The 19,751-nt window shown below is 67.6% G+C and carries 15 protein-coding genes; 11 read left to right on the top strand and 4 right to left on the bottom strand.

Translation table 11 applies throughout. The annotated features are described in order from the left end of the window. Positions 1–113 precede the first annotated feature (113 nt). From ASC93_RS28015 to ASC93_RS28030, 4 genes are all read left to right on the top strand, one after another. The gene (locus tag ASC93_RS28015) at positions 114–1,580 is read left to right on the top strand and encodes a DUF2868 domain-containing protein (RefSeq protein ID WP_056450478.1); all 1,467 of its coding nucleotides are present in this window, start codon (positions 114–116) and stop codon (positions 1,578–1,580) included. Continuing rightward, entirely contained in the window at positions 1,577–3,061 is a 1,485-nt protein-coding gene (locus ASC93_RS28020; RefSeq protein WP_056450480.1) for a GTPase domain-containing protein, read from the top strand. Before ASC93_RS28015 ends, ASC93_RS28020 begins: the two co-directional genes overlap by 4 nt. A 114-nt stretch (positions 3,062–3,175) precedes the next feature. Then, positions 3,176–3,649, top strand: coding sequence for a cytochrome c-550 PedF (gene pedF / locus ASC93_RS28025; RefSeq protein ID WP_056450482.1), 474 nt, complete (start codon positions 3,176–3,178; stop codon positions 3,647–3,649). A gap of 7 nt (positions 3,650–3,656) precedes the next feature. After that, positions 3,657–4,502 carry an ABC transporter substrate-binding protein gene (locus ASC93_RS28030; RefSeq protein WP_056450484.1) on the top strand — a complete coding sequence of 282 codons (846 nt, stop codon included), beginning with the start codon at positions 3,657–3,659 and terminating at the stop codon, positions 4,500–4,502. Positions 4,503–4,514: 12 nt separating this feature from the next. Here the strand turns inward: ASC93_RS28030 and ASC93_RS28035 are convergent, their stop codons facing one another. From ASC93_RS28035 to ASC93_RS28045, 3 genes are all read right to left on the bottom strand, one after another. After that, the gene (locus ASC93_RS28035) at positions 4,515–4,700 is read right to left on the bottom strand and encodes a 4-oxalocrotonate tautomerase (RefSeq protein WP_056450486.1); all 186 of its coding nucleotides are present in this window, start codon (positions 4,698–4,700) and stop codon (positions 4,515–4,517) included. A 10-nt stretch (positions 4,701–4,710) separates the two neighbouring features. Beyond that, a complete protein-coding gene (locus tag ASC93_RS28040) occupies positions 4,711–5,481 on the bottom strand; it encodes a class II aldolase/adducin family protein (protein WP_056450503.1) in 771 nt (256 codons plus the stop codon). 78 nt (positions 5,482–5,559) lie between these two features. Then, positions 5,560–7,680, bottom strand: coding sequence for a TonB-dependent receptor (locus ASC93_RS28045; RefSeq protein ID WP_056450488.1), 2,121 nt, complete (start codon positions 7,678–7,680; stop codon positions 5,560–5,562). Positions 7,681–7,827: 147 nt separating this feature from the next. On the opposite strand from ASC93_RS28045, the gene ASC93_RS28050 reads away from it, so the two are divergent. The 7 genes from ASC93_RS28050 to ASC93_RS28080 all read left to right on the top strand — a co-directional run bounded on the left by ASC93_RS28050 (position 7,828) and on the right by ASC93_RS28080 (position 17,171). Continuing rightward, on the top strand, positions 7,828–8,769 hold the full coding sequence (locus ASC93_RS28050) for a beta-propeller fold lactonase family protein (RefSeq protein ID WP_056450489.1): 942 nt from the start codon (positions 7,828–7,830) through the stop codon (positions 8,767–8,769). A gap of 169 nt (positions 8,770–8,938) precedes the next feature. Continuing rightward, positions 8,939–10,459 carry an aldehyde dehydrogenase gene (gene adh / locus ASC93_RS28055; RefSeq protein ID WP_056450491.1) on the top strand — a complete coding sequence of 507 codons (1,521 nt, stop codon included), beginning with the start codon at positions 8,939–8,941 and terminating at the stop codon, positions 10,457–10,459. A gap of 17 nt (positions 10,460–10,476) precedes the next feature. After that, positions 10,477–10,857 carry a DUF779 domain-containing protein gene (locus tag ASC93_RS28060; RefSeq protein WP_056450493.1) on the top strand — a complete coding sequence of 127 codons (381 nt, stop codon included), beginning with the start codon at positions 10,477–10,479 and terminating at the stop codon, positions 10,855–10,857. 66 nt (positions 10,858–10,923) lie between these two features. Continuing rightward, a complete protein-coding gene (locus tag ASC93_RS28065) occupies positions 10,924–12,657 on the top strand; it encodes a PQQ-dependent methanol/ethanol family dehydrogenase (RefSeq protein WP_267874991.1) in 1,734 nt (577 codons plus the stop codon). Between the two features lie 291 nt (positions 12,658–12,948). Next, positions 12,949–14,109 carry a hypothetical protein gene (locus ASC93_RS28070; RefSeq protein ID WP_056450497.1) on the top strand — a complete coding sequence of 387 codons (1,161 nt, stop codon included), beginning with the start codon at positions 12,949–12,951 and terminating at the stop codon, positions 14,107–14,109. An 840-nt stretch (positions 14,110–14,949) separates the two neighbouring features. Continuing rightward, positions 14,950–16,203 (top strand): 4Fe-4S binding protein, encoded by a 1,254-nt coding sequence (locus ASC93_RS32460; RefSeq protein WP_229412902.1) that lies wholly within the window; start codon positions 14,950–14,952, stop codon positions 16,201–16,203. Continuing rightward, complete coding sequence (locus ASC93_RS28080; RefSeq protein WP_056450499.1) at positions 16,203–17,171, top strand: FAD:protein FMN transferase; 969 nt, start codon at positions 16,203–16,205, stop codon at positions 17,169–17,171. Before ASC93_RS32460 ends, ASC93_RS28080 begins: the two co-directional genes overlap by 1 nt. A 9-nt stretch (positions 17,172–17,180) precedes the next feature. On the opposite strand, the gene ASC93_RS28085 is transcribed toward ASC93_RS28080, so the two are convergent. After that, entirely contained in the window at positions 17,181–19,094 is a 1,914-nt protein-coding gene (locus tag ASC93_RS28085) for a sigma-54-dependent Fis family transcriptional regulator (RefSeq protein WP_082548397.1), read from the bottom strand. Between the last annotated feature and the right edge of the window lie 657 nt (positions 19,095–19,751).

Genomic DNA, 19,751 nt, shown 5'->3' on the forward strand with positions numbered 1-19,751 from the left:
TATCGTCAGGCTAGTTATATGCAGAAGCCCGCTCAGTTGATACTGAGCGGGCTTTTTGCTTTTTCAGGCACAATGCCCCTGCAAGCTTGTTAATTCAACCAGACAGGGAGCCTATGAACGAGCGGACCGCACGCGATGTCGTCCTGATGCGCGCCATCGAAACCGCCGACGCCCAGCGCGAGATCCTTTCCGAGGACGATCGCGTGTACGCCAGCCGCAGCGCGCGCGAACTGGCGCACTGGCAGGCCGCCGAGGGCAAGAGCGAGCCCAGGCTCGACCACTTCCTCGGCCAGCGCGCGGAACTGATCCTCAAACGCCTGGCCGAGCGCACGCCGGCGTTTGCCGCCTTCCGTCAACGGCGCAGCGTGATGCCCGTGCTGGCCGTGGTGCTGCCCATCGTCGGTTTCCTGGCCGGCGCGGGACTCGACCGCATCGGCAATCCGCACCGTGTCGACCTGCTGTCGGCGCCCCTGCTGTTGATCCTCGCGTGGAACCTGATCGTGTATCTCGCCCTGATCGTGTGGGCCCTCGTGCCGTCGAAGCGGACCGGCTGGGCGAGCCCGCGACTGCTGCGCCGTCTGTCCGTCGGCAAGGCGGCGCTGCCGCGCAAGCTGCCGGCGCCGCTCGCCGCCGGCATCGCGCAATACTTCACGGACTGGGCGCAGCTGACCGCCAAGCTCACGCACCTGCGCCTCGGGCGCACGATACACCTGGCGGCGGCCGCGTTCGCGCTCGGTGCGATCGCCTCGCTGTATGCGCGCGGCGTGCTGACGCAGTACGCGGCCGGGTGGGAGAGCACCTTCCTCGATGCGCATCAGGTCCATGCGCTGCTGTCCTTCCTGTTCGCGCCCGCGCTGGCCGTGTTCCCGCTGCAGGGTTTTTCGCTGGCCGACGTCCAGGCACTGCATTTCGTGCAGGAGCCGTCACCCGCCGGCGGCGCGCGCTGGGTACACCTGTATGCCGCGACGCTGTTCCTGCTCGTCGTGCTGCCCCGCCTCGCGCTGGCCATCGTGTCCGCACTGCGCGCGCGCCGGCTCGCGCACCGCTTCCCCCTCGACCTCGGCCAGCCCTACTATCGATTGCTGGCCGATCGCGTCGGCGCGTCGGGTCCTGCCGTGCTGCGCGTGATCCCGTACAGCTTCACGGTCGACGAAGCGCGTCATAAAGGCCTGGCGGCCATCGCGGCGATGGTCCTCGGCGAGCAGGCGCAGTTGATGCTGCGCCCATCCTGCGCGTACGGCGAAGAGCCGAAGGAGCTGCTGCGCGATGTGCGCCTGGACGATGCCGACGTCGCCGTCACGGCCGTCCTGTTCAATCTCGCGGCGACGCCGGAACGCGAGAACCACGGCGCCTTCCTCGACTACCTGGCGCGCAATACGCCGCGCGGCATCGCCGTGCTGCTCGACGAATCCGGCCTGGTGGGGCGCGGGGCCGTCGACAACCGCGTGGTGGAGCGCGTCGCGCTGTGGCACGAGTTCTGCCAGTACCATCACACGCGCGCGACCGTCGTCGACCTCCTCCATCCGGAGCGCCATCCGCTCGACCTCGGGTCCGGGCTCGCCGTGTCGGGTGCGGCATGAGCGAGCAACCCGTCGACATCCAGTTCGCGCTCGTCTCGCACACGAACAACGGCAAGACGACCCTGGCGCGCACGCTCATCGGCATGGACGTGGGCGAGGTGCGCGACGCCGCCCACGTGACCGTGTTCGCCGAAGCGCATACGCTGCAGACCAGCAGCGCGGGCGACCGCTTGCTGTTGTGGGACACGCCCGGCTTCGGCGATTCCGTCCGCCTGCTCAAGCGGTTGGCATCGGCCGGCAATCCGATCGGCTGGTTCCTGCGGGAGGTATTCGACCGCTACCGCGACCGGCCGTTCTGGCTCAGCCAGCAGGCGCTGCGCGCCGCGAAGGATGCGGCCGACGTTGTGCTGTACCTGGTGAATTCGTCGGAAGATCCGCGCGACGCGGGCTATCTGCCGGCCGAGATGCGGATCCTGGAGTGGCTGGGCAAGCCGGTCGTCGTGCTGCTCAACCAGCTGGGCCCACCGCGGCCCGACGAGCAGGAACAGGCGGAGCAGGCGCGCTGGAAGGCGCATCTCGACCAGTTTTCCATCGTGCGCGACGTGCTCGCACTGGACGCGTTCGCTCGCTGCTGGGTGCACGAGGACGTGTTCTACGAGCGCGTCGGGCGGGTGATCGACGCGTCCAAGCGCGATGGGTACGCGCGGCTCCTCGCCGCCTGGCAGGCCAGCAACGGGCAGCGCTTCTGCGCGTCCGTGGACCTCGGTGCGCAGATGCTGGCCGGCGCCGCGCGCGACAGCGAGGCAATCGCACAGGAAGGCAAGGCGGGCTTCCTGAAGTCCGCCCTGAAAGCGGTCGGCATCGGCAAGGATGAACAGAAGCGCCAGGATGCCGCGATGGCAGGCCTCGTCGAGCGGCTCGAGCGGCGGATCGGCGACACGACAGTCGGCCTGCTGCGCCTGCATCGGCTCGACCCGGGCGACGCGGGCCGCATCAATGCCCGCGTGCGCGAGAACTTCGCGGTGCGCGCGCCCATCGACAAGGCGCAGGCGGGGCTGCTCGGTGCCGTCGTCTCCGGCGCCGCGACGGGACTGTCGGCCGACCTGATGGCCGGCGGCCTCACGCTTGGCGGCGGCGCGCTGCTCGGCGCGATCGTCGGCGCGCTCACGATGGCCGGCGCCGCCTGGGGTTTCAATACGACGACGGACCGCGACCGCCCGACCGTGCAGTTTGCCGATCCGTTCCTGCGCACGCTCCTCGTCGGCAGCGTGTTGCGCTACCTGGCCGTCGCGCACTTCGGTCGCGGGCGCGGCAACTTCGTCGAAGGCGAGGCGCCGCCGTTCTGGCAGGCCGAAGTCGAACGCAGTGTCGCGCGGCACGAGGCCGAACTGGCGCCGTTGTGGAAGGACGTGCGCGCCGCGCCCGATGCCGCGGCGGCATCGGCGGCCGTGCAGGCGCTGCTGGGCCGCGTGATCGTCGAGACGCTCGAACACCTGTATCCGGAAACGGCGGCGCGGGCGCTGGCGCGCGCGGACATGTGACACCTGTTGCAAATTGGGACAGGCGCGGCCCGCAAACCCCGCCGTAACGGGCTGCCGCGCATGGCACGCCGATTGCTCATGTAGGGATAGACCGATAAACCTACAGGAGACATCATGAAGCACACCATCCGCATCGCCGCCGGTGCCCTGGCGCTCGGCGCCGCCGCACTCACCTCGCTCTGGGCCAGCGCGCACGGCAACGTGATCCCGCAAGCCGTCGACACGACGGGCCTGCCCACGCTGGGCGACAAGTGGCGCGACGAGAATCCGTACCGTACCAACAAGCTCGCACTCAAGATCGGCTCGTCCGCCTACAACCAGAATTGCGCGCGCTGCCACGGCCTGGAAGCGGAATCCGGCGGGATCGCGCCCGATCTGCGCCTGCTCGATCGCGACTGCACCGGCATCAAGAACGAGACCAAGAAGCAGGCCTGCTACAAGGAGACCGACAAGTACTTCCTGACCAGCATCCGCCACGGCAAGGTGCGCAACGGCGCCGTCTACATGCCGCCGTTCGAGGGCGTGTTCAATCAGGAAGCGATGTGGGCCATCAAGACCTACCTCGAATCGCGCCGCGCCGCGGATTGAGGCGGCCATGTCCACCCCGCTATCGCCATCGCGCCGCCGCGTGCTCGCGGCCGGCCTGTTGCTGGGTGCGGGCATCGCCGCACCCGGTGCCGTCCTCGCCGCGGATGCACCTGTGCTGCGCGAACCGGGCATCCTCAAAGTGGCCGTCTACAACGACCTCGCGCCGTTCTCCGACCACGGCCAGGGCATCGACGCCGACCTCGGCGCCGCGCTGGCCGGCAAGCTCGGATTGAAGCTGGCGCTGTTGCCGTTCAATGCCGGCGACGATCTCGGCGACGATCTGCGCAACATGGTGTGGAAAGGCCACTACCTCGGCTACGGACCGGCCGACGTGATGCTGCACGTGCCCGTCGACCGCATGCTGATGAATGCGAATCCGCAGGTCGAGATCTTCGCGCCGTATTACGTGGAGACCGTGCGGCTCGTGCGCAGCGTGCGGGCCATTCCACAGTTCGATGGCGTCGACGCGCTGGCCGGCAAGCGGATCGGAGTCGAGAAGGTGTCGATCTCCGGCATGGTGATGCTGGGCGAGGGCGGGGGACGCTTCCGTGAGCAGGTACACATCTACCCGACCGCGATCGAGGCGCTGGAGCAGCTGAAGGCAGGCGGCCTCGATGCGGTGCTGGCCACGCGCGCGCAGATCGAATCCGTGATGAAGGGCGATCCCGCGTTCCCGCTGCAGGACGTGCCGTTCGACCGCCTGCCGCGCGGCGGCTGGGCGATCGGCATGGCGGTCCGCAAGGACAATCTCGGCCTCGCGCGCCAGCTGCAGGCCGCGCTGAACGACATGGTGGCCAATGGCGAGTTGCGGACGATCTTTGCGAAGTACGGCGTGCAGGCCGTCAAGCCATGATGCGGAAGGTGCCTATTCTTCCGACCACAGCTTGCCGCCGGTGGCCCAGTGCTCGCGCTTGATTTCGTGGATCAGGATGTCGACGGATTCGGGCGAGCACTCGAGCGTCCTGACGGCGGCTTCCGTGACGGCCCGGACGAAGGCGCGCTTTTGTTCCGGCGTGCGGCCGTCGAACAGTTGAACGTTAATGGTCGGCATAGGGGTTCCTTTAATTACGGTAGCGGGGGCTGGCCGCGTCCAGGCGGCGCAGCAGCGCCGGCCATTCGGGCACGCCTTCGGGCGCGCCATCGCCTCGCAGCTGCGCATGCGCGGTCACGCACATGGCCGAAGGCGGCTGGCGCAGCGGCACACCGGCCGCTTGCGCGCGCAACTGCACGTCGCAGGCGCGGTCCAGCGTTTCCATCAGCACGAACGCTTCCGGGATCGTGCGCCCCACGGTCAGGCTGCCGTGGTTCCGCAGCAGCATTGCGGGCCGGGCGCCCAGGTCGTGCACGAGGCGCGCCTGCTCGTCCGGCGTCATCGCGATGCCTTCGTAGTCGTGATACGCGAGCTCGCCGTAAAAGCGCAGCGCGTACGGCGACAGCGGCAGCAGGCCGCTTTCCTGCATGCCGACGGCGATGCCGGCCAGGTTATGCAGGTGCATGACGCAGGCCGCGTCCGGCCGCGCCTCGTGCACGGCCGCGTGCAGGCGGAAGCCGGACTGGTTCACCGGGGCGGCGAGCGGTCCGACGACGTTGCCGTCGCTGTCCACCTTGACCAGGTTCGACACCGCCACTTCATCGAAGCGCATGCCGAATGCGTTGATCAGGTAGTGGCCCGGTTCGTCCGGCACGGCGGCCGAGATATGGGTGTAGATGCCGTCGTCCCAGCCGTACAGCGCGCATAAGCGGTAGCACGCGGCGAGGTCGATGCGGGTTTGCCATTCGGTGGGGGAGGGGTGGCCGCATGCGGTGCGGCCGGCCGTCGCGAGTCTGTCCATCACGCCAGCGTAGCAGGCATCGTGCACGCCGGTCATATGCCTGCCTGCATAGACGCTATGCGTATCGCGTATTCAAAACTAGAACTGATACTGGACGCTGGCGCCCAGCACCCAGTTGCGTCCCGGCGCCGGCTCATAATAGCGCTTGTTGCTGTCGCCGACGATGACCGAGCCGACGTACGTGCGGTCGAACACGTTGTTCACGCGTGCGTACTCGCGCACGTGCCACGCGCCCAGCGCCTGCCTGGCCTGCACGCGCGCGTTGACGATCGCATAGCCCGGCGCTGGGATCGCGGCGTTGGCATCGTCCGGATACACCTTGCCGCCGGCGACCGTCTCCAGCGCCGCCTGCAGGCGGCCGTCCGCATCCTTCCACGCCAGCTCGCCGAACAGGCTCGTTCGCGGTACGCCCGGCAGGCGGTTGCCCTCGGCGACGCCGGTGAACGCCTCGTCGTAGATCGCGCGCAGCAGCGTGGCCGCCACGCGCGCGGAAAAGCCCGCGCGCAGGTCGGCGTCGAGCGACAGTTCCAGGCCCTGGCGCAACGTGGCGCTCGCGTTGCGGTAGCTGGTGCGGCCGCCGCTGGAACTGTCGACGACCAGCTCGTCCTGCGTGCGCACCTGGAACAGCGCGGCGTTCACGCGCACGTCCCGGCCGACGAGGGCCTTGGCGCCGGCTTCGAGTTGCGTGCTCGTCGCCGCGCCCAGGTGGTAGTTGAAGCCGCCGCCCGTGCCCGAGTAGAACACTTCGTTGAGCGTCGGCGTCTCGAAGCCGCGCGCCGCGCTGGCGTAGACGTTCAATGTCGGCGTGACCTTGTACAGGGCGCCCAGCAGCGGTGTCGTGTGGCGATAGTCGACGCTGCCGCCGTCGTTGCCGTTCGAGAGATAGTGGTCGGCGACGTCGAAGCTTACGCGGCTGTGGCGCAGGCCGCCCGTGAACACCCACGGTCCGCGCTCCCACTCCAGCTGCAGGTAAGGATCGACGTTGCGCACGTCGTCGTCTTCGTCGCGGCGCAGGCGGCCCTTCACGCCGAACGTCGTGCCGACGTAGTTCTCGTAACCCTTGCGCGCATCGTTCGATTTGCCCGCTTCCAGGCCGAGGGTCGTGCGCAGCAGTCCGTCGCCGAGCGGGCGCACCATCAGCCAGTTCGCGTCGACGCCGTAGAAGTCGCGGTCGAAATCGACCACGCCGCCCGAATGGCTGGCCGGCGCCTGGAACGCTTTCGAAAAGGACTGGTACTGGATCACGCTGCGGTTGCCGCCGTAGACCGTCACGTGCAGGCGGTCGGTGCCGAATTTTTCATCCCACGACAGGCCGACCTGCTGGTGGTGGATGCTCTTGCGCGTGTCGTAGCGGTCGGCCAGGGTGCGTTTGGGCGTCTGCGCGTCCGTTGCGTCGATCTCGCCCGCGCGCGGGTCGCGCTGGAACGTGGCCCACGTCACGCCGAGCGGATCCTGCGTGTCGTCCTGGCGCAGGCTGCTCCCCGTCACCGTCAGCTTGCCCGTGGCCGACGTGTCGAACGTCAGCTTGGCATAGGCCTGGTCGCGCGTGGCGGCGCTGTGGGCGCGGTAGCCGTCCGTCTCGAAGCGCGAGCCGTCCAGCAGCCAGCCGAAGGCGCCCTGCTTGCCGCCCGCGTTGACGTCCGTCTTGCGCATGCCGTCGCTGCCGGCGGCGACGTTCGTTTCGACAAACGGTGCGCCGTGCGGATCGCGCGTGAACAGTTGAATGACGCCGCCCGCGTGGTTGCCGTACAGGGCGGAGAAGGGGCCGCGCAAGACCTCGATGCGTTCGGCCATGTCGAGGTCGAACGTCGCGGCCTGGCCCTGGCCGTCCGGCATGGTGGCCGGCACGCCGTCCGCGATCAGGCGCACGCCGCGCACGCCGAACGCAGAACGGGCGCCGAAGCCGCGCGAGGAAATCTGCAGATCCTGCGCATAGTTCTGGCGGTTCTGCACGACCAGTCCAGGCACGGCGGCCAGCGCCTCGGACGCGTTCACGCGCGGCTGGGCGGCGCCGATGCGGTCAGCGTCGACGACGTCGATGGCGGCCGGCAGGTCGAAGCTCGTGTGTTCGGCGCGCGTGGCGCTGACGACGACCACGTTCAGCGGCGCATCGGGTGCATCGGGTCCGTCGGGCGCGGCGGCGCAGGCCAGCGGGGCGGCCGCGAACAGCGCCGCAACAAAGTTCAAACGTGATTCCATCTTGTCTCCGTGTCGAATAGTCCGCCCTGTCATGCGGGCGCCGACTATCACGGCAAGCAATATACCTGCCAAGCCGGAAACCTGCTGCCCGCATGGCATGGCGCTTGCAATCCCGACGGTATCGCATCCACACCTGAAAGGATCATCATGTCGCTCATCCGTTTCTCGTTCGTCCTGCTGGCGTTCGGCTGCGGCGCCGCGCAGGCCGCGCCGTTCGCCTACGTCCCCAACGAAAAATCCGGCAGCGTCAGCGTCATCGACACGGCCAGCAACGCGGCCGTGCGCGAGATCGCGGCCGGCAAGCGCCCGCGCGGCATCGCCGCCGACCCGCGCGGCACGCGGCTGTACGTGACGGACGCCGCGGCCAATGCGCTGCTCGTGCTGGACGCGGCCAGCGGCGCCCTGCTTGCCACGATCCCCGTCGGCAGCTCGCCCGAAGGCGTGAACGCATCGGGCGACGGGCGCTGGGTCGCCGTCGCAGTGGAGGACACCAACAGCGTGGCGCTCATCGACGCGGCCGCGCGCACGGTCGTCGCCGACATCCCGGTCCAGGGCAAGAATCCCGAGCACGCCGTGTTCAGCCCCGACGGACGCTGGCTGCTCGTCTCGGCCGAGAACGCGGAGCAGGTCGACGTGATCGACGTGGCCGCGCGGCGCCAGGTGGGGGCGATCGTCGTGGGCCTGCGCCCGCGCGGCATCGGCTTCAGTCCGGACGGCGCGCGCGCCTATGTGGCGTGCGAGCTGGCCGGCGCCGTGTACGTGCTGGACCTCGAAACCCGGCGCAGCATCGCGACAATCCCGGCGGGGAAGAACCCGGCCGGCATCGTCGTCGCGCCCGATGGCAGGACGGTGTTCGTGTCGAACGGCGCGGACGGCAGCGTGATGCGCATCGACGCCGCCCGCAACGTGGTGGACGCCACGATCGCGGTCGGCAAACGGCCGTGGAACATGGCGCTCACGCCCGACGGCAGCCGGCTGTACGTGGCGAACGGGCGCTCGGACAGCGTGTCCGTGATCGATACGGCGGCGGGCAGCAAGACGGGCGACATCGCGGTGGGCCGGCTGCCGTGGGGCGTGGTGATCCGCTGACCTGTTCAAGTTTGGGACACCTGTACCAGAAACGGCCGGCATCAGGCGGTCCGGCACGGCAAAAACAGGCGAAAGCGGGCTGGCACGGGGTTTGCGAAAGAAGGGATGTACCGAACGAATACCCAGCGCCGGCAACGGCGAATTCCAACTCATAGTGAAAGAGGATGACATGAATCTCGCGGACATCAGCAAACTCGGCGTCGCCAATCCGTTCCGCCAACGCTACGACAACTACATCGGCGGACGCTTCGTCGCGCCGACCAAGGGCGAGTACTTCGCCAACGTCACGCCGATCAGCGGCCAGCCATTCTGCGAAATCGCGCGTTCGACGGCGGAAGATGTCGAGCTGGCGCTGGACGCCGCCCACGCCGCCAGGGATGCATGGGCCAGGACATCGCCGGCCGACCGCGCCAACATCCTGAACCGCATCGCCGACCGCATGGAGCAGAACCTGCGGTTGCTGGCGACGGCCGAGACGATCGACAACGGCAAGCCGATCCGCGAAACGATGGCGGCCGATATCCCGCTCGCGATCGACCACTTCCGCTACTTCGCCAGCTGCATCCGCACGCAGGAAGGCGCCATCTCGACCATCGACGACCAGACCTACGCCTACCACTTCCACGAACCGCTGGGCGTCGTCGGCCAGATCATCCCGTGGAACTTCCCGATCCTGATGGCCGTGTGGAAGCTGGCCCCCGCGCTGGCAGCCGGCAACTGCGTCGTGCTGAAACCGGCCGAGCAGACCCCGGCGTCGATCATGGTGCTGGTCGAACTGATTTCCGACCTGCTGCCGGCGGGCGTCCTCAACGTCGTCAACGGCTTCGGCCTGGAAGCGGGCAAGCCGCTCGCGTCGAGCAAGCGCATCGCCAAGATCGCCTTCACGGGCGAGACGGGCACCGGCCGCCTGATCATGCAGTACGCCGCGCAGAACCTGATTCCGGTGACGCTGGAATTGGGCGGCAAGTCGCCCAACATCTTCTTCGCCGACGTGATGGACGCGGACGACGACTTCTTCGACAAATGCCTGGAAGGCTTCGCGATGTTCGCGCTGAACCAGGGCGAGGTGTGCACCTGCCCGTCGCGCGTGCTGATCCAGGAATCGATCTACGAAAAATTCATCGAACGCGCGCTGGCGCGCGTGGCGCAGATCAAGGCTGGCAACCCGCTCGACGAGGGCACGATGATCGGCGCCCAGGCGTCGAAGGAGCAACTGGAAAAGATCCTGTCCTACCTCGACATCGGCCGCCAGGAAGGCGCGCAGCTGCTGGCCGGCGGCGAGCAGGCCAGGCACGACGGGGATCTCTCCGGCGGCTACTACGTGCGTCCGACCGTGTTCAAGGGCGACAACAGCATGCGCATCTTCCAGGAAGAGATCTTCGGCCCGGTCGTGTCGGTGACGACGTTCAAGGACGAGGCGGACGCGCTGCGCATCGCCAACGATACGCTGTACGGCCTGGGCGCCGGCCTGTGGACGCGCGACGGCAGCCGCGCCTTCCGCGTCGGCCGCGCGATCCAGGCGGGCCGCGTGTGGACCAATTGCTATCACCTGTACCCGGCCCACGCAGCGTTCGGCGGCTACAAGCAGTCGGGCATCGGCCGCGAGAATCACAAGATGATGCTCGACCACTACCAGCAGACCAAGAACCTGCTGGTGAGCTACAGCCCGAAAGCGCTGGGCTTCTTCTGATTTGCCCCGCCAGCGCCATGACATCCAATATCGAACGTGTGACCGCGACCCCCGCCGCGCTGGCCTTCATCGGCGAGCTGCGGCGGCACCACGGGCCGGTGATGTTCTTCCAGTCCGGCGGCTGCTGCGACGGCAGCACGCCGATGTGCTACGCCGCCGGGGAATTCGACCTCTCCGACACCGACGTCTATCTGGGCAACCTGGATGGGGCGCCGTTCTACATCGGGCTGGAGCAGTTCGGCTACTGGGAACACACCCAGTTGATCATCGACGTCGTGGACGGCAATGGCGGCATGTTCTCGCTCGATAACGGCACGGGCCGGCGCTTCCTCACGCGCTCGCGCCTGTTCACGGACGAGGAGTGTTGCCAGCTGCGCACCCGGGTGCCTGGACCTTGAGCGCAACGCGTGGGCACGGGGTGCCCACCCTACAACGACAATAAGGAGACAGAAATGAGAAAGCGTATGACCATCCTGCTCGCAGGACTCGCCCCCCTGGCGTTCCTCGCCCAGGCGGCCGACATCACCAACGCGATGCTCGAGAATGCATCGAAGGACACGAAGAACGTGCTGTCCTTCGGCATGGGCTCGCAGGGCCAGCGTTTTTCGACGCTCACCCAGATCAACACGAAGACCGTCGGCCAGCTCGTGCCCGCATGGTCGTTCTCGTTCGGCGGCGAGAAGCAGCGGGGCCAGGAATCGCAGCCCGTCATCGCCAACGGCAAGATGTTCGTGACCGCGTCGTATTCGCGCATCTTCGCGATCGACCTCAAGACGGGCAACAAGCTGTGGAAGTACGAGCACCGCCTGCCGGAAGCGATCATGCCGTGCTGCGACGTCGTCAACCGCGGTGCCGCGCTGTACGGCAATCTCGTCATCTTCGGTACGCTGGATGCGCAACTGGTCGCCCTCGACCAGAACACCGGCAAGATCGCGTGGAAGGAAAAGGTCGACGACTACGCGGCCGGTTATTCGATGACGGCCGCGCCGCTGATCGCCAAGGGCGTCCTGATCACGGGCGTGTCGGGCGGCGAATTCGGCATCGTCGGCCGCGTGGAAGGCCGCAATCCGCTGACGGGCGATCTGCTGTGGACGCGTCCGACCGTCGAAGGGCACATGGGGTACCGCTACGACAAGGACGGCAAGGCCATCGAGAACGGCATCACCGGCACCGTCAACAAGAGCTGGCCGGGCGAGTTGTGGAAGACGGGCGGCGCATCGACCTGGATGGGCGGCACGTACGATCCGGCCACGGGTCTTGCCTACTTCGGCACCGGCAACCCGGCGCCGTGGAACAGCCACCTGCGTCCGGGCGACAACCTGTATTCGTCGTCGACCATCGCGCTCGACCCGGAGACGGGCCAGATCAAGTGGGCGTACCAGAACACGCCGAACGATTCCTGGGACTTCGACGGCGCCAACGAATTCGTCACGTTCGACATGAACGGCAAGCGCTACGGCGGCAAGGCCGACCGCAACGGCTTCTTCTACGTGATCGACGCGAAGACGGGCCATTTGCAGAACGCCTTCCCGTTCGTGCGCAAGATCACGTGGGCGAGCGGCATCGATCTGAAAACGGGCCGCCCGAACTTCATCGCCGCCAACCGTCCCGGCGATCCGACGACGGGTGACGGCAAGAAGGGCTCGACAGTCTTCTCCGCGCCGGCCTTCCTGGGCGCGAAGAATCAGATGCCGATGGCGTACAGCCCGCAGACCGGCCTGTTCTACGTGCCGGCCAACGAGTGGGGCATGGAGATCTGGAATGAGCCGATCACGTACAAGAAGGGTGGCGCTTACCTTGGCGCGGGCTTCACGATCAAGCCGCTGAACGAGGACTACATCGGCGCGCTGCGCGCCATCGATCCGAAGACCGGCAAGATCGTCTGGGAAGACAAGAACACGGCACCGCTGTGGGGCGGCGTGATGACGACGGCCGGTGGCCTCGTCTTCTACGGCACGCCGGAAGGTTACCTGAAGGCCGTCGACGCCAGGTCCGGCAAGGAGTTGTGGAAGTTCCAGACGGGTTCCGGCGTCGTCGCGCCGCCGGTGACGTGGGAAGACGGCGGCACGCAATACGTGGCCGTCGTGTCGGGCTGGGGCGGCGCCGTGCCGCTGTGGGGCGGCGAGGTCGCGAAGAAGGTCAACTTCCTCGAACAGGGCGGCTCCGTGTGGGTGTTCAAGCTCGCCACGAAGATCTGAGGATTTGACGATGTAATGTGTGTGGTCAGGGAGGGTTATGCATCGGCCGCGGCGGCAGCCGGCGTCAAGACCCTGTTTTGCGGCGGCTTCGGCCGCCGTTTTTTTATTTATATCATTTATCTTGTTTTGTTTCGAACGGTCAAAACTGGAACACCTGATCCGATTCGTCACAGCAAGAACGCCGCCGCTCCCCGCTTTCCCCGTGCGCACGACCGGGCACGCAACTTGCCATCACTGTGGGTACATCGAATCGATGTGCCCACCACAACGAACAAGAAAGCGAGGAGACAAATGAAGAAGGTTCAGCTATTCACCGTCCTGGCGGCGATGACCGCATGCGCGCAGCAGGCGTGCGCGGTCGACCTGAAGGCCGGCGACTGGACGGTCAACGTCGGCGGCATCGTCAACGCCTATTACACGGCCGTCTCGTGCAGCGGCGACGCCGTCGGCGGCCTGGCGCTGGCCGGGAAGGCGCTCGGCTGCGGCGGCGAAGACCACCGCACCACCATCGGCAACGGCCTGCTGCCCAGCGGCCTCGTGACGTCGGTAGCGTCGACGCAGGGCGGTTACGACGTCACGGCCAAGATCGGCATCTACGCGGCCACGGCCACCGACAGCGCGATCGCGCAGAACAGCACGGTCGACGTGCGCCAGGCGTTTTTCACGTTCGGCCGCGCCGATCTCGGCACCGTCAAGCTGGGCCGCGACTACGGCATCTTCGGCGCCAACGCGATCCTGGGCGACATGACGCTCGTCGGCGCCGGCGCACCGGTGCAGGCCACGCAGCGCGGACGCGTGACCCTGGGCCACATCGGCGCGGGCTACAGCTACCTGGGGACGTACGGCCAGATCGTCTACAGCGCGCCGAAGAACGCATCCGGCATCGGGTTCGACGTGGGCGTGATGAGTCCCGTGTCCGACACGCCCGTGATTGCCGGTCCGCGCTACGCGACCCGATCGAGTCCCCAGGTGCAGGCGCGCCTGAGCGTCGAGCACGACGGCTTCAAGGCGTGGCTCGGCGCGAAGTCGCAGCGCTTCGAATCGCAGGCGGCCGGCGTCGACGACCTGACGATGCACGGCTTCGAAGCCGGCGCATCGTGCCAGCTCGGCGCGGCCGGCCTGCTGGTCAATGCGCAGACGGGACGCGCGCTGGGCATCCTGTCCGACGCCGACCAGGGCGACGTCCGTTCGAAGAACTTCCTCGTGCAGGGAACCTTCAAGACGAGCGACGCGCTCAAGCTGGGACTGTCGTGGGGCCGCAGCGCCAATGACGACAATACCGCCGGCACGGGCGGCCTGAAGTCGAACGCCAACCTGACCGCGGGCGCCTACTATGCGCTGAACAGCGCGATCACGCTGGTGGCCGAGATCGGGCAGACCCGTTCGAAAGGCTTTGGCGGCGCCACCGCGCGCATGAACGGCGGTTCGGTCGGCGGCATCGTTTTCTTCTGACGACGGCCATGCGCCCGCTCCGCCTCTTCATCTGCTGGATACTGGTCCATATGTCCGCGTCCGCGTCCGCGCATGCCGGCACGCTGACGCAGGCGGAGCTCGCGCGGCGCTTCCCGGCGCCGCTGACGGTCGGCGCAAAGGCGGCCGACCTCCCGGCCTGGCCGCTGTTCAAGCAGAACGGCACCGCGACGGAGCTGGTGGGCTACGCGTTCGAATCGGCCGACCTGGCGCCCGTGCCGGGCTTCGCCGGCGTGCCGCCGAACCTGCTCGTCGTGATCGACCCGAAGGGGACCTTCCTCGACGTCGCCGTGCTGTCGCAACACGAACCCGTATTCATGGAAGGCCTGGGCGAGGCGCCGCTGCGCGCGTTCCTGCGCCAGTACCGCGGCCGGTCGCTGGCGCAGGGGATCACGGTCGGCGGGTCGGGGCAGCTGGACGGCGTGTCCAAGGCGACGGCGTCGGTCCGCATCATCAACCAGAGCGTGCTGTCCGCCGCGCTGAAGGTGGCGCGCGCCAAACTCGGCTTCGCCCAGGGCCGCGACCCGGGCCGCATCGGCCGCATTCGCCGCGACCGGTTCACGCCGATGCCGCTGGCGGCCTTGCTGGATGCTGGCCTCGTGCGCCACGTGCGCGTATCGAATGCCGACGTCGAGCGGCTGTTCGCGGGCAGCGCTGGCGCCGGGCTGGATGCGCAGGCGCTGGCGGCGCCGGGCGACGTCTTCATCGACGTCTGGGTCGCCTGGGCCTCGGTGCCGGCGGTCGGCCGCAACCTGCTGGCGCCGCGCACGTGGCAGCGGCTGCAGGGCGCGCCTGGAGTCGGGCGACCACGCGCTGCTCGTGATGACGGCCGGCCGCCACACGGTCACGGGCGACGACTTCGTGCGCGCCAGCGTCCCGCGCGGCATCGTCTTGCGCCAGGACCGGTTGCCGGTCGAGATGCGCGACCTCGACATCGAGCCGCGGCTGGCCGACGGCGTCGATCTGCCTGCCGGCGAGATGCTGCTGTTGCGTGTGATCGGCCAGGCCGGCCTCGATCCGGCGCGCGCGCTCGACCTGGCGCTGCCGGTCACGCGCAGCAAGGGCATCGTCTACCCCGAGCGCATCACGCGCGAGATCGCGTTCGGCTATCGCCTGCCGGCCGCGTACTACACGGCGCCGGATGCGGACGCGCCTGCGTGGCAGGCCAGCTGGAAGGCGCGGCGCGGACCGTTGATCGTGCTGGGCGTGGCGCTGGCGATGCTCGGCGCCGCGCTGTGGCAGCAGCGCCGGCTCGTGGCGCACGCGCGCCGCTTCGCCTGGCTGCGCCGCGCATGGCTGCTGTTCACGGTCGGCTTCATCGGCTACGCGGCGCAGGCCCAGCTTTCCATCGTCAACATCACCGGCATCGTGCAGGCGCTGCGCGCGGGACGCGGCCTGGATTACCTGCTGTTCGATCCGATGACGGTCGCGTCGTGGGCGTTCGTGCTGGTCTCGCTGGTGATGTGGGGACGCGGCACGTTCTGCGGCTGGCTGTGCCCCTTCGGCGCGCTGCAGGAATTCGCCGGACTCGCCGGACAAGCCTTCCGATTGCCGCAACTGGCCGTGCGGCGCGTGCTCGACGCGCGCCTCAAGCGCGTGAAGTTTGGCGTGCTGGCGGCGATCGTGCTGGCGGCCGTGTGGGCGCCGGCGTGGGCCGACAGGCTCGTCGAACTGGAGCCGTTCAAGACGGCGATCACCTTGACCTTCGTGCGGGCCTGGCCGTTCGTCGCGTATGCCGTCGGTTGGCTGCTGCTTGCGATGGTCGTCAACAAGGCGTTCTGCCGCTATCTGTGTCCGCTGGGTGCCGCGCTGGCGTTGCTGGGCCGCGTGCGCCTGCTCGACTGGATCCCGCGCCGCGCCGAATGCGGTACGCCGTGCCAGACCTGCCGCCACCGCTGCGGCTACAACGCGATCGCGCCCGGCGGCGCGGTCGACTACGAGGAGTGTTTTCAATGTATGGAATGTGTCGTTATCCACGCAAGCGACGCGCAATGCGCGCCGCGGATACTGGAACGCAAGCGGGCGCGGTCGATTCCGATCGTGCCGGTATCGGGCATCGTCGACAGGAGAGCATGATGCACAGAAGGACCTTCATCGCCGCCACGTTGGGCGGCATGGCCGGCGCCGCGGTGGACGCGGCCGAAGCCGACCAACTGCCGCTGCACAGCGGCGCCGCGCTCGCATTCGGTACGACGATCAGCATCGCCGTGCGCCATGCGGACCCGGAAACCGCGCAGCAGGCCATCGCCGCCGCGCTGGGCGAGGCGCGCCGCGTCGACGCCCTGATGAGCCTCCACCAGCCGCCGAGCCAGGTGTTCCGGCTGAACCGCGACAAGGTGCTGCACGGGCCGGACCGGCATCTGCTGACGGTGCTGGAGCATGCGCGTACGCTGTCGCGCCTGACGCAGGGCGCGTTCGACGTCACCGTGCAGCCGTTGTGGCGCGCGTTCGACGCGGCGCACGGCGTGCCGCCCGAATCCGAGCGCATGCGCGCGCAGCGTCTCGTCGGCTGGACGCAGGTGCAGGCGGGACCGGAGCGCGTCGTGCTGGCGCGTCCGGGCATGGCGATCACGTTGAACGGCCTGGCGCAGGGGTATGCGACGGACCTGGCGCTGGCGGCGTTGCGCCGGCACGGCATCCGCCATGCGCTCGTCGACACGGGCGAATACGGCGCGCTGGGGCGGACGGACGGGCGGCGCTGGCGCCTGGGCATCCGCGACCCGCGCCACGAGGATGCGCTGGCGGCGAGCGTCGTGCTGGACGGCCGCTGCGTCGCCACGTCGGGCGATTACGCGTCCGCGTTCACGTCCGACCTGCGCCATCACCACATCTTCGATCCCGCCAGCGGCGATTCGCCGACGGAGCTCGCGAGCGTCACGGTGCTGGCACCGACGGGCCTCGAAGCGGATGGGTTGTCGACCGCGTTCATGGTGATGGGCGCGCGCCGTTCTCACGCGCTGGCGGCGCACCTGCCGGGCGTGGATCTGCTCACGATCGGCAAGGATGGCGCGCGCTGGAAGTCGTCCGGCTTTCCGGCGGCGTGAGGACGGAGGTTATTTCAGGTGCGGCAGCTTGCGATAAATGGTGTTGCGCGAGACGCCCAGCGCGCGCGCCGTGGCCGAGACGTTGCCGCCGTTCGCCTCGAGCGACCTGACGATCGCGGCCAGTTCCATCTCTTCGAGGTTGGCGCCGGCCGCGATCACCTGCTGTGCGGCCGGTGCGGCCGGTGCGGCCGCGGGTTCGGTCGCGGTCGTGGGGGCGGCGGGCGCCTCCGCGATATCGTCGAGGAAGTCGTCGGGCATGTGGCGCAGGCCGATTTCCTCGTCTTCGCCGGCCATGATCGCGGCCGTGCGCAGGAGGTTCGTCAACTGGCGAAAGTTGCCTGGCCATTTGTGGCGCCGGAACAGCCGCAGCACCTCGTCGGAGATCGTATGGCGGCTGTTGCCGCAGGCGTCCGTTTCGGAGGCGAGGATTTTCCTGACCACCGTTTCGAGGTCGGTGCGCTCGCGCAGCGGCGGTAGTTTGACCACGAGGCCGTTCAGCCGGTAGTAGAGGTCTTCGCGGAACAGGCCCTCGGCGATGCGCCGGCGCAGGTTGTGGTTCGTCGCGCAAATCAGTTCCACGTTGACGGGGATCGATTTGCCGCTGCCGAGCGGCGTGACCATCCGTTCCTGCAGCACGCGCAGCAGGCGCGCCTGCAGGGGGTAGGGCATGTCGCCGATCTCGTCGAGGAACAGCGTGCCGCCGTTCGCCTGCAGGATCCGGCCGACGGCGCCCTTCTTGCGCGCGCCGGTGAACGCGCCGTCTTCATAACCGAACAGCTCCGATTCGATCAGCGTCTCGGGGATCGACGCGCAATTGACGGCCACGAACGGCCCTTGCGCGCGCGGCGAATCGTTGTGGATGGCCTGGGCGAGCAGTTCCTTGCCGGTGCCTGTCTCGCCCATGATCAGGATCGGCACGTCGCGTCCGAGCACGCGGTTGACCTTGTCGATGACCTGTTCGAGCTGCGGATCGCCCGTGTTCAGGTAGCGCAGGCCGGACAGGCGCCGCGTCGCGGCCTTGGCCGCAGGCTGGGGGAGGGCGGCGGCTTGCGGCGCATCGTCGAACGCGCCGGTGAGCACGTGGACGCCGTTCGTCAGGCGCAGCTCCGCGCGGCCGCATACGCGCACGCCGTTGTGCATGCACAGGTCGAGGAGGCCGGGCGCCGCCGTGCGGTAGTGATCGTAAAGCGCCGAGACGGGGAGGCCGAACAGGGAGCTGAACGTATGGGCCTGCAGCGCGGGATACGAGAGGCCGAGCTGGAACAGGCCGTTGCGGTTGGCGGCGAGGAAGCGGCCGCCCGGGCTGAACGACGCGATCCCTTCCATCAGCGTGCCGATGAATTCCGGCCGCGTGTGGAAGTGCAGCGTGATCGCGTTCTCGAACGTCGCTGCGAACATCTGGTTCTCGATCATCAGCGCCGACATGCGCACGAGGGCCATCGTGTGCTTGTGGAAGCTGCGGCGGTCGCCGCTGACGTCCAGCACGCCGACCACGTTGCCGCGATGGTCCGTGATCGGCGCCGCGGAGCAGGTCAGGAAGTGGTTCGCCGAGAGGAAGTGCTGGTCGGCGTGGACCGTCGTCGGCGCCCGTTCGGCGATGGCGGTGCCGATCGCGTTGGTCCCCTTGCTCTCTTCGGACCATGCCACGCCCGGCGTCAACGCGACGCGGTTGGCCTTTTCCAGGAAGTCGGCATCGCCCAGCGAATGCACGATCACGCCCTGGGCGTCCGTCAACAGGACCATATTGTGCGTGTTGGCGATCTGCTGGTACAGCGTTTCCATCGCGGGTACCGCATGGCTGTACAGGAGGCGATTCTGTTCGACCAAGTGCGACAGGTCGGCGCCGGACATGGGGTTGAAGTCGGGCCGCGAATCGGGGCACAGGCCGAATTGTTCCGAACGCTGGTGCGAGATGGCGATCATGGAGGCCAGGTCGTCGCCGGGTACGCCAGGGACGAGCAGGCCCGCTGCGTGCTGGTAAGTCATTCCATGTCTCCTGTTTGGCCCTGGACGGCGGCTCTGTGCTGGGAATCGACTGTTCACTAATGTAGCACCTGTACCAGAACGGAACAATCGAATGCGTCCATATGTTCCGTCTGCGAGGTGCTTTGTTTTATGCAATACGTACTAAGCAAGCGGGATGCCAGCTTTTTGTGCACGCAAAACAAGTCTTGCGCAGGAGCCCGGGGTTTTGCTATAGTTCGCGTCCTGCTTCTGCAGCGCACAAAAAGTTTAACTGAATCAACTAGTTAAGCTTGTCAGATCGATTACGTCGAGTGTGCTGCGGAAAAAGAGGGGTTGACGAGTTAAACGATGTGCTGCATACTCTCGCTCCTCTGCTGCTGACGAACAAAACGATTCGCAGATGCAGCAAGGCAGTACCGAATACCAAGTTCTTTAACAATCAACAGTCGATAAGTGTGGGCGTTTGATGAGGTGCCAGCACCCTTTTGGGTGCTGAATGCTTAAATTATCAAATGTTCACACAAAAGAAATACGTTGCTCAGCAATGAGTAGCGGTCAGTATTTTGAGTGAGCGACATGCTGCGAAAGCAGCAAAAACAGAGATTAAACTGAAGA

It is taken from the genome of Massilia sp. Root335 (assembly GCF_001425685.1).
In the GTDB taxonomy this organism is placed as follows: domain Bacteria; phylum Pseudomonadota; class Gammaproteobacteria; order Burkholderiales; family Burkholderiaceae_D; genus Telluria; species Telluria luteola.